General features: G+C 65.2%; 15 protein-coding genes and 1 tRNA gene. 2 read left to right on the forward strand and 14 right to left on the reverse strand.

All coding sequences use genetic code 11. From position 1 onward, the window contains the following. Positions 1-178: 178 nt before the first annotated feature. The gene (locus BJQ95_RS10620) at positions 179-1,423 is read right to left on the reverse strand and encodes an IS256 family transposase (protein ID WP_256041350.1); all 1,245 of its coding nucleotides are present in this window, start codon (positions 1,421-1,423) and stop codon (positions 179-181) included. 125 nt (positions 1,424-1,548) lie between these two features. On the opposite strand from BJQ95_RS10620, the gene BJQ95_RS10625 reads away from it, so the two are divergent. Together BJQ95_RS10625 and BJQ95_RS10630 are read left to right on the forward strand one after the other, a co-directional pair. After that, positions 1,549-2,037 (forward strand): GNAT family N-acetyltransferase, encoded by a 489-nt coding sequence (locus tag BJQ95_RS10625; protein ID WP_130178854.1) that lies wholly within the window; start codon positions 1,549-1,551, stop codon positions 2,035-2,037. Between the two features lie 304 nt (positions 2,038-2,341). Further along, complete coding sequence (locus BJQ95_RS10630; RefSeq protein ID WP_256041351.1) at positions 2,342-2,473, forward strand: hypothetical protein; 132 nt, start codon at positions 2,342-2,344, stop codon at positions 2,471-2,473. Positions 2,474-2,525: 52 nt separating this feature from the next. Here the strand turns inward: BJQ95_RS10630 and BJQ95_RS10635 are convergent, their stop codons facing one another. From BJQ95_RS10635 to rpmA, 13 genes are all read right to left on the reverse strand, one after another. Then, positions 2,526-2,951, reverse strand: coding sequence for an ASCH domain-containing protein (locus BJQ95_RS10635; RefSeq protein WP_130178852.1), 426 nt, complete (start codon positions 2,949-2,951; stop codon positions 2,526-2,528). A gap of 65 nt (positions 2,952-3,016) precedes the next feature. Further along, on the reverse strand, positions 3,017-4,288 hold the full coding sequence (locus BJQ95_RS10640) for a tyrosine-type recombinase/integrase (protein WP_130178851.1): 1,272 nt from the start codon (positions 4,286-4,288) through the stop codon (positions 3,017-3,019). Next, a complete protein-coding gene (locus BJQ95_RS10645; RefSeq protein WP_240694890.1) occupies positions 4,288-4,521 on the reverse strand; it encodes an AlpA family transcriptional regulator in 234 nt (77 codons plus the stop codon). The genes BJQ95_RS10640 and BJQ95_RS10645 overlap by 1 nt, the downstream gene beginning before the upstream one ends. A 159-nt stretch (positions 4,522-4,680) precedes the next feature. After that, positions 4,681-4,753, reverse strand: a tRNA-Ala gene (locus tag BJQ95_RS10650). Between the two features lie 73 nt (positions 4,754-4,826). Then, on the reverse strand, positions 4,827-5,270 hold the full coding sequence (rsfS, locus tag BJQ95_RS10655) for a ribosome silencing factor (RefSeq protein ID WP_130178850.1): 444 nt from the start codon (positions 5,268-5,270) through the stop codon (positions 4,827-4,829). Positions 5,271-5,328: 58 nt separating this feature from the next. Then, positions 5,329-6,345 carry a hypothetical protein gene (locus BJQ95_RS10660; protein ID WP_256041352.1) on the reverse strand — a complete coding sequence of 339 codons (1,017 nt, stop codon included), beginning with the start codon at positions 6,343-6,345 and terminating at the stop codon, positions 5,329-5,331. Further along, a complete protein-coding gene (nadD, locus tag BJQ95_RS10665) occupies positions 6,342-6,905 on the reverse strand; it encodes a nicotinate-nucleotide adenylyltransferase (protein ID WP_240694893.1) in 564 nt (187 codons plus the stop codon). The genes BJQ95_RS10660 and nadD overlap by 4 nt, the downstream gene beginning before the upstream one ends. Positions 6,906-6,948: 43 nt before the next feature. Beyond that, a complete protein-coding gene (locus BJQ95_RS10670) occupies positions 6,949-7,155 on the reverse strand; it encodes a hypothetical protein (protein WP_130178847.1) in 207 nt (68 codons plus the stop codon). 119 nt (positions 7,156-7,274) lie between these two features. After that, complete coding sequence (locus BJQ95_RS10675) at positions 7,275-8,588, reverse strand: glutamate-5-semialdehyde dehydrogenase (RefSeq protein WP_130178846.1); 1,314 nt, start codon at positions 8,586-8,588, stop codon at positions 7,275-7,277. 4 nt (positions 8,589-8,592) lie between these two features. Further along, the gene (gene proB, locus BJQ95_RS10680; RefSeq protein WP_130178845.1) at positions 8,593-9,402 is read right to left on the reverse strand and encodes a glutamate 5-kinase; all 810 of its coding nucleotides are present in this window, start codon (positions 9,400-9,402) and stop codon (positions 8,593-8,595) included. Between the two features lie 52 nt (positions 9,403-9,454). Continuing rightward, positions 9,455-10,261, reverse strand: a complete 807-nt coding sequence (proB, locus tag BJQ95_RS10685; RefSeq protein WP_130178844.1) for a glutamate 5-kinase — start codon at positions 10,259-10,261, stop codon at positions 9,455-9,457. Next, positions 10,258-11,841 carry a GTPase ObgE gene (gene obgE, locus BJQ95_RS10690; RefSeq protein WP_130178843.1) on the reverse strand — a complete coding sequence of 528 codons (1,584 nt, stop codon included), beginning with the start codon at positions 11,839-11,841 and terminating at the stop codon, positions 10,258-10,260. The genes proB (BJQ95_RS10685) and obgE overlap by 4 nt, the downstream gene beginning before the upstream one ends. A gap of 84 nt (positions 11,842-11,925) precedes the next feature. Beyond that, complete coding sequence (gene rpmA, locus BJQ95_RS10695) at positions 11,926-12,183, reverse strand: 50S ribosomal protein L27 (protein WP_066595878.1); 258 nt, start codon at positions 12,181-12,183, stop codon at positions 11,926-11,928. Positions 12,184-12,188: the final 5 nt, after the last annotated feature.

Genomic DNA, 12,188 nt, shown 5'->3' on the forward strand with positions numbered 1-12,188 from the left:
AGCCTGGACGTCACGCGCAATGACTGCAACACTCGAGTCATGTTTCTTCGATAAGCGCGCAAATCCATGTCGACAAATCGACCTAGCCACTTGTCTGAATTGAGGAACACTGTCATGACCGGTCACGTCCCGCTGAGTGGTGGAATTTCTCAACACCGTGCGGGTCAGTGGTTCTAGTCTAGGCGGCGGCGAGTTCTGGGAGGATCACCGCCTCGTCGATGACCTCGATGGGATTGTTCATGGTGGCCAGCTCGAGCATCGAGGCCTCGGAGAAGTAGCGTCTTTCGCCGGCTTCCCACTCGTCGTGCTGCTCGATCAACACCGACCCCGCCAAGCGCAGCAGCGCGGCGGCGTTGGGGAACACGCCGACGACGTCGGTGCGGCGTTTGATCTCCTTGTTCACCCGTTCCAACGGATTAGTGGACCAGATCTGGCGCCAGTGCCGCCGCGGGAACGCGGCGAAGGCGAGCAGGTCGGGTTGCGCGTCGACGAGCATCGCGGCGACCTTCGGGTGCGACCGACTGAGCATCGTGGTGACCTCGCGGAACTGCTTCTCGATGTGCTCACGGTCGGGTTGGGCGAAGATGGTGCGGATGATCGAGGCCACCATGTCCTGGGATCCTTTCGGGATCACGGCGAGGACGTTGCGCATGAAATGGACTCGGCATCTCTGCCACCCGGCGCCTTGGAACACGGTGCTGATGGCCTTCTTGAGCCCGGTGTGGGCGTCAGACATGACCAGCTTGACCCCGTCGAGACCGCGGGTCTTGAGCGACCGTAGAAACGACGTCCAGAAGCCCTCATTCTCGCTGTCACCCACGTCGAAGCCCAGTACTTCCCGGCGGCCGTCGGCGGCGACCCCGACCGCGACGACGATGGCTTGGGACACGATCCGGTGGCCGACCCGGGCTTTGCAGTAGGTGGCATCGAGGAACACGTAGGGGAAGTCCTGGGCGGCCAAGGTGCGGTCGCGGAACTCGGCCACCTCCGCGTCCAGGCCCGCGCAAATCCGAGACACCTCGGACTTGGAGATCCCGGTGTCCGCGCCGAGGGCCTTGACCAGGTCGTCGACTTTGCGGGTTGAGACGCCGTGGACGTAGGCCTCCATCACGACCGCGAACAACGCCTGGTCGACCCGTCGGCGCCGCTCGAGCAGGGCAGGGAAGAACGACCCGGCACGGAGCTTCGGGATCTTCAGGTCGAGGTCGCCGGCGGTGGTCGTCAACGTCCTGGATCGGGTGCCGTTGCGGTGGGTGGTGCGGTCGCCGGAGCGCTCGAACGGGGCGGCGCCGATGAACGCGGTCGCTTCCGCATCGATCAGTTCCTGGTAGAGCTTTTCGGTCGCGGATCGGATGCGATCGGTGACATCGGTGAGTTTGAGTTCTCCCAGCAGGTCGAGCAGGGCAGACTGGTCTAGAGCCATCGTGGTTTGTGTCTTTCTGTGAGTAGCTTTGATCGGTTCTCACTGACCATCCCACGGTGGCTCTTCACGTTGACGAAGCAACACTCAAGAGCGGGAAACCACACCACTCACGGGGACGTAACCTCATGACCTTGCATATCCGCGATGCTTCAGCCGAGGACATCGATTTTCTCGCTGCAATGCTGCTGGAAGCAGCTAACTGGCGCCAGGACCGGCAGACTGCGACTCTGCAATCGATCATGAATACCCCCGACCTGTGGCACTACCTCTCCGACTGGAAACGGAGCTCAGATTTCGGTTTCCTTGCACACGAGGCGGACAAGCCGGTCGGTGCCGCGTGGGCGAGGTTCATGACCGCCGAAGATCCCGGATATGGATTCGTTGACGAGGACATCCCCGAGCTGGGCATGGGCGTAGTGAGCACTCATCGAGGCCGGGGCGTGGGCCGCGTTCTTCTTGAGCAGACCATACGAGCCTCAGCGGATCGTGGCCTCCGGGGACTGAGCTTGAGTGTCGAGGATGAAAACGAGCGAGCCCGCGCTCTATATGTGAGCAACGGATTCGTGGTCGCGGGACGAGCCGGCAATTCGGACACGATGCTCTTAAGGTTTTGACCCGCTGAAGGTTCCCTTGCGACACTCGACGAGCTCCATCCTGGGAAGGCGACTTTTGCGCTCGACCTGCGTCGCTGACCGTCCGTCTTTCGGGACACGCAGGAGACGACACTCCCGGCACGGCTCCCCGGCCTGCGTACACGCTCATGGCATGAGCCAAGTGCGCCTGAGTGGTCAACTCGTCTGCCGCGATCGGGCCCAGACGGCCGTAGCGCTGAGCCTCTTTCGGATCACGTCGAACGAACGCGTGCGGACCCGGGAGCCCGGGTGCATCTCATTCAGTGTCGCCTCGACCGTCGATCCCATGGTGTGGCAGGTCGACGAGTGCTTCCAGGACAGTTCTGCGCTCAAAGCACACCAGGACCACGTTGCGGGAAGCGACTGGGGACGGGTCACAGCCGGGATCGAACGTCGCTACGCGATCCACGGGCTCTAGTCACCCCACATTGCCCCACCTTGGGCTGCCGGTACGAGAACTACGGTGCTACCTAGCGGAGCGCCTCGACCAACTGAAACCGCTCCAGCACGACGAGCGTTTCGTCATCGAGTGTGAAGTCTGGATTATTGAGGAAGTCACGCATCTCCGCGCTGTGCCAGAAGGCTTCATGACCGCGCCGCCAGGCGGCTACGGAGTCGAATCCTTCGCCCTCATCGCGCGCATGCTCGAGGCCGACGTCAGCAAGTCGGACTATCTCGACCGCAACCGTCTGGATGATCGCCACCGCGGCATCGTTTGAATCCACAACCGTCTGCCTATACCCGACGATCGGCAACTGTTCGTCCTCTACCGAAAACTCCACGAAAGTCGAGCTGGTGGAGGTCTTCTGGCCGGCCAGAATTGCGGCGATCAGACGATCCCGAAGCGGGCCTGGAAAGCCGAACTCAGCAATCGGGAATTCACCGTGGTTGGTCATGAAGTGATCCTAGGTGCCGAGGCACGAACCCCTGAACCCCAAGGCGTTCCCCTGCTCACCCTGGATCATGCAGTTTCGTCGCTGTCTACGCCTTCAAGATCAGACAGCAGATCTTCTTCATCCGTTGTCATGATTCGTCGAAGAAGCGCATCGTCCGGATCGACCGGGCGGAGGGTGCGTTGAAGAAGTTCCGCTGGGCCATGATCAACAGTTCGATCGGGTTCAATGTAGTGACCTTCGGTAATGGCGGTGGAGCCATGGCCGAGAAACGCGGCTGCCGCATCGGTGCTCCCACCGCGGGCAATGACGGTCGCCCCCGTGCGGCGGTACCAACGCAAAGTGATGTCGGGTTTATCTAGTCCTGCCAGCTCCAGAAATGCTCGAAAGGTGCGTCGAACGTTGTAGGGGCTGAAGGGGCCACCGTTTCGATTCGCAAAAATTGTTCGTTCGGAGTCGTTCGGGCCCATAGCGGAAAGCCGCGCGCGAAGAACGGCGGCCGCAAACTCTGGCAAAGCAATGCGGCGAATCGAGTGCTCAGTTTTGGGGTGGGGCTGACGGACAGCACCGTGACCGGTCCTCAAGACGACCGTGCCGGTCACCTCGATCACCATGCCCTGCGGACGATCATGAACATCGCACGGACGCAAAGCGAGGGCCTCGCCAATCCTGAGCGCCGATCCCAGAAGGATTTCCAGAATGTCCCGGACCTGCCCGTCGGGTTTTGGGCCGAGAACGTCGGGGCCGGTGCGCCAGGTCGCTGCCGCGTGGCGGATGGCCGCGATCTGTTTCAAGGTCAACGCCTCCGGAGTGCCTTTGGGCTTCTTCAGCTGCGAGGTGCCCTCGACGGGGTTTCGTGGGATCGCGTCGTAGCGCAGCGCGAATCCGAACAGGAGATTCAGCATGGTCCGCGAATGCTTCGCCCGAGAGTACGACACGGCCAGTTCCGACTTCAAGAAGCGTTCGACCCGACCGGTCGTGATCTCTCCCAGTGTGAAGTGTTGGAACGCGGGCAGCACATGCAGGCGGATATCGTCGCGGTAGTTCTCTTTGGTCTGCTCCACAAGGTCCTGCAGTTGAAGATCTGCCAGCCACAGGGCCACAAGGTCACCGAAGGAACTGCTGAGCGAGAGCATCCCGGACGTTCCATAGCCGGAGCGATTCAGCAGTCGCAATTTCAGGTTCGCCTTGGCGGCGGATTGGGATTCGCCGCGTGCGGTTACTACCCGCAGGCGCCCATCGGCATCCCTGTATCGTGTTGCAACAAGGAACCTGTCGGCCTGGCGGCGAACACCGATCTGTCCGTACGTGCCAATAGCCGTGTGAGGGCGACCAGCCATTACCCTCGCCCCACCCGCGATCGCCGTGCGTCGTCTTCTTCCAAACGACGAAGCCACGCCTCGACCTCGGACGCCCGAAATTTCAGCTCGCGGCCGATACGGAAGCCATGTGGACCTCGACCATGATGGCGCAGGTCGTAGATCGTCTGGATGGGGACGCCGAGACGTGCCGCCAGATCGGAGATAGACAGAACCGACTCGAAGTCGCTGGAGAGAAAAGTTTCACTAGTCATACCTACGAGGTATGCAAGCGATTCCGAACCCGCCCGGGAACACCTCGAGGGCATTCGAAAAAGGTGGGCACGAAAGCAATAAGTGTCGAATAAACGTCGAACGGCCATCCCAAATCCCTTGTTCGGGTTTTGGAATGGCCGTCTGACCTTTACTATCGGTGGATCCGAGGGGATTCGAACCCCTGACCCCCTGCATGCCATGCAGGTGCGCTACCAGCTGCGCCACGGACCCAGACTTTGTTTCGAATTCCTCCGAAACAACTTCATTAGGTTACTACATGTTTGGAGTGCTCGCGAACCAAACGCTACTCCGCGGCATCGATTTCCACGATCGATCCGTCATCGCCGGCACTGGGAGCAATGTCGGATGAGTCGTCGATGGCGCGCGCGCTGGCCAGGTCGATCGGGATGACCGGGCAGTCCTTCCACAGGCGCTCGAGCGAGTAATAGACGCGCTCCTCCTCGTGGAACACGTGCACCACGAGGTCGCCGAAGTCAACGAGGACCCAGCGGCCTTCGGCGCGGCCCTCACGGCGAAGTGGCTTGTAGCCGGCTTCGATCAGCTTGTCCTCGATTTCGCCGGCGATCGCGACGACGTTGCGTTCCGAGCGCCCCGTGACGATGAGGAAGATGTCGGCCAACGGCAACGGGTTGGAGACGTCAATGGCAACAAGGTCCTCCCCCGCTTTCGAGTCGGCGGCGGCGGCGGCCACCTTGAGGAGCTCGAGAGCGTGGGCAGAAGCGGTCATCGATTGAATCCCTGAGTTAGTGAAGGTGAGTGGTGAGGTGAAAGTGACATCAAAGACATCAGTAGATGTTGAAGGCGTAGCCGACGACGAAGAGCGATAGGACGCCGATTGCGAGCACGGCGGCAGTGATGGCCAGGACCGTCGGCAGGGAGGCGCCGCGCTTGCGCGGCGGTGTCATCACACCCCTGGTGGAGGTGTGGGTGCTCACGGCACGACTGGCACTGACCGGCGCCACATCGTTGTGGTGGCCGCCCTCGTCCAGTTGGTCGAGCATCCGGTCCATCTCCGACGAATCGAAGAGGTTGGGGTGCTGGCCGGTGGCGCCGAGACTGCGGGGCAGGTCGATGGACCCGGTGATCATGATCTCACCGGTGCTGGTGATGGGACCGCCGGGGCCCTGACGAGGGATGGAGGGCAGGATCAGCGCGTTGGTGGTCGTGGGGAAACCACCCGCGCCGACGCCACGACCCACGAGATCGTCGAAGGTCGCGTCGTCGCGGCGCCCGATGGTCTCGATGTGGCTGTCGTCTTCGCGGTCGACCGACCAATGGCCGATCGGCGGGTGCAGGACAGTGCTGTCGATCGCGACGTCCGAACGCTGCGGGTCGGCGCCTGCGGAGCGCGGCGCCGGCGCCGGCGCCGGCGCGACCTGGTCCTGGCCGGACGTGGTGCCATCCACGCTCGCGGAGGATGCCGCCTGCAGGGCGCGTAGTTCACGACGGGTGAGGGTGCGACCGGTGTCGGTGTCGACCGGGGCCTCTGGCGTCGGCGCGGCGGCGGCCGGTGCGGCGGCGGCCGGTGCGGCGGCGGTCGGCAGCGGGGCCGGAGCAGCATTGGCCCGCACGGACGTCAGGCGCTCGACGGGCGGTGACGTGTGACGCGAGTGGTGCGGCTCTGCCGGCGTCGCGGCGGGCGTGGGTGCAGCGGGCGTCGGTACAGCGGGCGTGGGTGCAGCGGAGTCGCCCGTGGAGGACTCCTGGGCGTCACCGGACTCGGCGACCGCAGGCTCCTGCTCCCGAGCCAACTCGCGCAACTGTCGTCGCGTCAGTGGCTGCGGGCTATTACCCAACGTCATGCCACACTCCGATACAGATGGTGCTTTGAGATGTACTGGACTACCCCGTCGGGGACCAAGTACCAAACCGGGAAGCCCCGGTTCACGCGTGCCCGGCAGTCAGTAGACGAAATCGCCAGAGCCGGAACCTCCAGCAAGCTTACGTCCTGGTTAGGCAATCCTGAAATACTCAGATCGTGTCCCGGGCGACTCACAGCCACGAAGTGGGCCAGTTTCCACAGTTCCGCGACATCCTTCCAGCCGAGGATTTGGGTGATGGCGTCGGCGCCGGTGATGAAGAACAGCTCGGCGTCCGGCCGTTCGGCGTGTAAGTCTCGGAGGGTGTCGATGGTGAAGGTCGGGCCGGTGCGGTCGATGTCGACACGGCTGACCGTGAAGCGGGGATTGGACGCTGTAGCGATGACCGTCATCAGGTAACGGTGCTCAGCAAGAGTCACATCCGGCTTCTGCCACGGCTGCCCGGTGGGCACGAAGATGACCTCATCGAGGTCGAAACTTTGCGCAACCTCGCTCGCTGCGACAAGGTGGCCGTGGTGGATGGGATCGAAGGTGCCGCCCATCACTCCGATGCGCGGGCGGTTCCGGGTCACGTTGCGCCGATTGTCAGTGGCCGCCGTGGCTGGCGGCGCCACCGTGGGCGGCAGCGTAGGCGTTGGCCTTGGCACTGTGGCGGTTCGCGACGTCGCGGGAGCTCCAAACCACGAATCCGAGGGCAGAGAAGACGATGAGGGCCACGAGGCCGTAGACCCAGGTCGGGACGGGCAGCTGGGTGTGCTCGACCTCGGCAAGTACAGCGGTCACGAACAACATGAAATCTCCATTCAGGAATACATTTCTGCCGGTTAGGGCGAGCCGACGAGGGCGGGCGGTGGCAGTACCGAATTCAGTCTAGCGGGACCATCCGCCCGCCCCCACGAGCGGCACCGTCCCTAGTGGCGGATCTGGCCGGTCCCGCGCACTATCCACTTGGTGCTGGTGAGCTCGGGCAGCCCCATCGGACCGCGCGCGTGCAGTTTCTGCGTGGAGATCCCGACCTCGGCGCCGAAGCCGAATTCGCCGCCGTCTGTGAAACGGGTGGACGTGTTCACCATCACGGCGGCGGAGTCGACCTCGGCCAGGAATCGCTCCGCGTTGACGACGTCGTTGGTGATGATCGACTCGGTGTGCCCGGTCGAGTATCGCCGGATGTGAGCGATCGCGGCGTCGAGGTCGGGCACCACGGCGACCGACAGGTCAAGGCTCATGTATTCGGTTGCCCAGTCCTCGTCGGTCGCGGGAATCGCCGCCGGGTACAGTGCGCGTACCGCGTCGTCGCCGTGGATCGTGACTCCAGCCCCGGCAAGCTTCGCGAGTACTCCGGGCAGCACCCGGTCGGCGGCGTCCTCGTGCACAAGCACGGTCTCCACGGCGTTGCAGACGCTGGGCCGTTGCACCTTGGCGTTGTGCACGATGTCCGCCGACCACTGCTCGTTGGCGGAGGCGTCCAGGAAGATGTGCACGACACCGGCCCCGGTTTCGATCACGGGCACCGTCGACTCGGTCACGACGGCCTGGATCAGCCCGGCGCTGCCGCGCGGGATCAACACGTCGACCTGTCCGCGGGCCTGCATCAGCGCGGTCGCGCCGGCCCGGCCGAACGGGTCGATGGTCTGCACGGACTCCCCCGGCAGCCCGGCGGCGACCAGCGCATCCTGAATCACGGCGACGAGAACCCGGTTGGAGTTCTCGGCGGCGGAGCCGCCCCGCAGCACGGCGGCGTTCCCGCTCTTGAGCGCCAGTGCGGCGATGTCCACCGTCACGTTCGGCCGAGCCTCGTAGATGACGCCGACAACGCCGAACGGCACGCGCACCTGGCTGATCTTGACGCCGTTGGGCAGGCTGCTGCCCCGCACCACCTGACCGACAGGGTCGGTCAGCGCTTCGATCTCGTCGACGGCGTCGGCGAGTGAGCGGATGCGCGGCTCATCCAGGCTCAGCCGGTCCAGTAGCCCGGCGCTGAGGCCGTTCTGGGCGCCGGCAGCCAGGTCACGGGCGTTTGCGGCGAGGATCTGCGGCACGTTCTCGCGCAAGGCCACGGCGATTCCGTGCAGCGCGCGGTTCTTCCCCTGCGTGGGAGCGGACGCCAGGGCGACGGAGGCCGCGCGGCCGGCGACGAGCAGAGCCGTGAAGTCGACGCTCGGCTCCGCACCGGACCCGGTCGGTCCTGCGGCGGGCGGTACGGCGGCGGGAGTGGTCTGCGACATGACCTCAGCTTAGGACAGGCCCCTGCACGCTTGCCGGGTCGGCGGGCTCGAACCAGGTTCCGATCCGGTCGCCGCGCAGGGCCTCGGCGACCAGCGCGGTCGACGTCACCAGGACCGCTGTTCCGGCCTCGGCCGCGATCCGTGCTGCGGACACCTTTGTGCCGGCGCCGCCGGTTCCCACCCCGGACTGGGAAGAGCCGAATTCCACGCCGAGCAGGCTGTCGCCCAGCCCCACGTGGTCGATGCGTTCGGCGCCGGGCAGGTGTGGGGGCCGGGTGAAGAGCGCGTCAACGTCGCTGAGTAGAACGAGCAGGTCGGCCCTCACGAGGGTCGCGACGAGGGCCGCAAGTCTGTCGTTGTCGCCGAACCGGATCTCGTGGGTGGCGACGGTGTCGTTCTCGTTCACGATCGGCAGGATCCTCAGGTCCAGGAGACGGTCCATGGCCCGCTGGGCATTGCTGCGGTGTGACGGGTTCTCGAGGTCCCCCGCGGTGAGCAGAACTTGGCCGGCGACGATGTCGTAGCGGTCCAGGCTCTCCTGGTAGCGAAACACAAGCAGGTTCTGGCCCACTGAGGCCGCGGCCTGCTGGGTGGCCAGATCGGTGGGCCGTTCGTCGAGCTGCAGGTACGGCATGCCGGTGGCGATTGCTCCCGAGGACACCAGGACCACCTCGGTGCCCCTGCCGTGCGCGGCCGCGAGGGCATCCACCAGACGTGGGATCTGGCCGGCGTTGGCGCCGCTGATCGAGGAGGAACCCACCTTGACCACGATGCGCGAGGCCCCGGACACCCCGTCCCTGGTCAGGACGCTCATTCGCGCACGCACCAGGGCACACCCAGCCGGAGGTCGACGATTCCGGGCCGGGTCACAGCAGCGCTCGCCCGGGTGCCTGCGGTGCAGGTTCGAACCAGGTACCGACGTGTTCGCCGAGGAGGGCCGGTCCGGCCAATCCGGTTGCGGTGACGAGCACGGCCGTTCCGGCGGACGCCGCCAGGCGGGCCGCCGTGACCTTGGTGTTCGCGCCGCCGGTACCGACGCCGGGCCCGTTGCTTCCGCCGAATTCCATGCCGACGAGCTCCTGGTCGAAACCGATGTCGTCGATCCGCTCGGCACCCGGCAGGTGCGGCGGCTTGGTGTACAGCGCATCGACGTCGCTGAGCAGCACCAGCAGGTCGGCGCGGATCAGCACGGACAGCATGGCCGCCAGCCGGTCGTTGTCCCCGAACCTCAGGCCGTAGGTGGCCACCGTGTCGTTTTCGTTCACGATCGGCAGGATGCGCAGGTCGAGGAGTCGGTTCACCGCCCGGCGGGTGTTGCTGCGGTGCGGTTCGTTGAGGAGATCGCCCTCGGTGAGCAGCACCTGTCCGGCGGAGATCCCGTGCTGGTCCAGAGTCTTCTGATACGTCGCGGCGAGCACATTCTGCCCGACGGATGCCGCGGCCTGTTGGGTGGCCAGGTCCGCCGGCCGGTCCTCGAGGCCGAGGTGACGCATCCCGCTGGGAACCGCACCGGAGGACACGAGCACGACTTCGGCGCCGCGGTCATGCAGCTTCGCGAGCGTCTCGATCAACGGGCCGATCTGATCGGCGTTGGCACCGGTGATCGACGACGACCCGACCTTCACGACGACTCGCCGTGCCGAGGAGATCCGGGCGCGCTCGTGCGAGCTCATGCGGAGTCGCCCTCCTTGGTGCGCCGGCGCTCGGCATTGTTCTCGGTGACGACGCCCTCGCCGGCGTTGTACTCCTCTTCGCCGGTGGACCACATGCCGGCTTCCCGCTCCCGGATCAGTTCCGCACGCGCGGCGGACTTGGCGTCCATACGCTTGAGGTACTCCTCGCGACGCTCGTTGCTGGTGCGGCGCTTGGAGTCGTCCATCCGGCTGTCGGTGCCGCGGGGGGCTGTGATCAGTTCAGCGGTGGAGGTGAGGGTGGGCTCCCAGTCGAAGATCATACCGTCGCCGGGGCCGATGACGACCGTTGAGCCGGCGACTGCGCCGGCCTTGAACAGTTCGTCCTCTGTGCCCAGCTTGGCCAGACGGTCGGCGAGGAAGCCGACGGCCTCGTCGTTCTTGAAGTCGGTCTGCTGCACCCAACGCTCGGGCTTGGCGCCGAGGATTCGGAAGATGTTGCCGAATGAGCCACCCTCGACACGCACGATGAAGCCACTGTCGTCGACGGGCTTGGGGCGGATGACGATGCGCGGTTTGAGTGCCGCGGCTTCGGCGCTGGTGATCCGGCCGGCCTCGACGGTTTCGGCCAGGGCGAAGTTGAGCTGGCGGAGTCCCTCGTGGCTGACGGTGGAGATCTCGAAGACCCGATAGCCGCGCTCCTCGAGTTCCGCCTTCACGAAGGCGGCGAGCTCGCGACCCTCGGGGACGTCGATCTTGTTCAGCGCGATCAGCTGGGGGCGCTCGAGCAGCGGCGTCTGGCCCTCCGGCACCGGGTACGCGGCGAGTTCACCGAGGATGATGTCGAGGTCGCTGATCGGGTCGCGGCCGGGGTCGAGGGTGGCGCAGTCGAGCACATGCAACAGTGCTGTACAGCGTTCGACGTGGCGCAAGAACTCCAGGCCGAGGCCCTTGCCCTCACTGGCGCCCTCGATGAGGCCGGGCACGTCGGCGACGGTGTAGCGCACCTCACCGGCATCCACGACGCCGAGGTTGGGCTGCAGGGTGGTGAAGGGGTAGTCGGCGATCTTGGGCCTGGCCGCGGAGATGGCGGCGATCAGGCTGGACTTGCCGGCCGAGGGGTAGCCGACCAGTGCCACATCGGCCACGGTCTTGAGTTCGAGGTAGACGTCGCCCTCGAAGCCGTAGGTGCCGAGCAGCGCGAATCCGGGGGCCTTGCGCTTGGTGGAGGCCAGCGCGGCGTTGCCGAGTCCACCCTGACCGCCGGGTGCCACGACGATTCGGTAGCCGGGCTCCGTCATGTCGGCGAGTTCGTTGCCCTCTGCGTCCTTGACGACGGTCCCCAGCGGCACGGACAGTTCGATGACGTCGCTGCCGTAGCCGTTGCGGTGGTCGCCCATGCCGGGTCCGCCGTTGGCGGAGCTGCGGTGGGGTGAGCGGTGGAACGCGAGCAGGGTGGTCACCTGCGGGTCGGCGACGAGCACGATGTCGCCGCCGTTGCCGCCGTTTCCGCCATCGGGGCCGGCGAGAGGCTTGAACTTCTCGCGTTTGACCGAGACACAACCGTTTCCTCCGTTGCCCGCTCGCAGGTGCAGCGTGACTTGGTCAACGAACGTGGCCATGGGAATGCCCCTTCCAGGTGGCGATAAAAACAAACATGAGGACGAGCCGAAGCCCGCCCTCATGCTGAAAAGCTGTGTGGATGCCTAAGCGGCAGCCACCACGATGTTGACAACCTTGCGGCCACCCTTGGCGCCGAACTCGACCGAGCCGGCTTCGAGGGCGAAGAGGGTGTCATCGCCACCACGACCGACGTTCACGCCGGGGTGGAAGTGGGTGCCACGCTGACGGACGATGATCTCGCCTGCGCCGACAACCTGACCACCGAAGCGCTTCACGCCGAGGCGCTGCGCGTTGGAGTCACGACCGTTGCGAGTGGAACTCGCACCTTTTTTGTGTGCCATTAGTT

Source organism: Cryobacterium sp. SO1, from assembly GCF_004210215.2.
Classification (GTDB): Bacteria; Actinomycetota; Actinomycetes; order Actinomycetales; family Microbacteriaceae; genus Cryobacterium.

What these genes read in the sequence shown, in the direction of transcription:
- BJQ95_RS10625 (WP_130178854.1), top strand. Translation starts at nt 1,549, where the DNA reads ATGACCTTGCATATCCGCGATGCTTCAGCCGAGGACATCGATTTTCTC.
- obgE (WP_130178843.1), bottom strand. Translation starts at nt 11,841, where the DNA reads ATGGCCACGTTCGTTGACCAAGTCACGCTGCACCTGCGAGCGGGCAAC.
- nadD (WP_240694893.1), bottom strand. Translation starts at nt 6,905, where the DNA reads ATGGGCGGCACCTTCGATCCCATCCACCACGGCCACCTTGTCGCAGCG.
- BJQ95_RS10645 (WP_240694890.1), bottom strand. Translation starts at nt 4,521, where the DNA reads ATGACTAGTGAAACTTTTCTCTCCAGCGACTTCGAGTCGGTTCTGTCT.
- BJQ95_RS10675 (WP_130178846.1), bottom strand. Translation starts at nt 8,588, where the DNA reads ATGTCGCAGACCACTCCCGCCGCCGTACCGCCCGCCGCAGGACCGACC.
- BJQ95_RS10670 (WP_130178847.1), bottom strand. Translation starts at nt 7,155, where the DNA reads ATGTTGTTCGTGACCGCTGTACTTGCCGAGGTCGAGCACACCCAGCTG.
- BJQ95_RS10660 (WP_256041352.1), bottom strand. Translation starts at nt 6,345, where the DNA reads ATGACGTTGGGTAATAGCCCGCAGCCACTGACGCGACGACAGTTGCGC.
- proB (WP_130178845.1), bottom strand. Translation starts at nt 9,402, where the DNA reads ATGAGCGTCCTGACCAGGGACGGGGTGTCCGGGGCCTCGCGCATCGTG.
- BJQ95_RS10640 (WP_130178851.1), bottom strand. Translation starts at nt 4,288, where the DNA reads ATGGCTGGTCGCCCTCACACGGCTATTGGCACGTACGGACAGATCGGT.
- rsfS (WP_130178850.1), bottom strand. Translation starts at nt 5,270, where the DNA reads ATGACCGCTTCTGCCCACGCTCTCGAGCTCCTCAAGGTGGCCGCCGCC.
- BJQ95_RS10620 (WP_256041350.1), bottom strand. Translation starts at nt 1,423, where the DNA reads ATGGCTCTAGACCAGTCTGCCCTGCTCGACCTGCTGGGAGAACTCAAA.
- proB (WP_130178844.1), bottom strand. Translation starts at nt 10,261, where the DNA reads ATGAGCTCGCACGAGCGCGCCCGGATCTCCTCGGCACGGCGAGTCGTC.
- BJQ95_RS10635 (WP_130178852.1), bottom strand. Translation starts at nt 2,951, where the DNA reads ATGACCAACCACGGTGAATTCCCGATTGCTGAGTTCGGCTTTCCAGGC.
- rpmA (WP_066595878.1), bottom strand. Translation starts at nt 12,183, where the DNA reads ATGGCACACAAAAAAGGTGCGAGTTCCACTCGCAACGGTCGTGACTCC.
- BJQ95_RS10630 (WP_256041351.1), top strand. Translation starts at nt 2,342, where the DNA reads ATGGTGTGGCAGGTCGACGAGTGCTTCCAGGACAGTTCTGCGCTCAAA.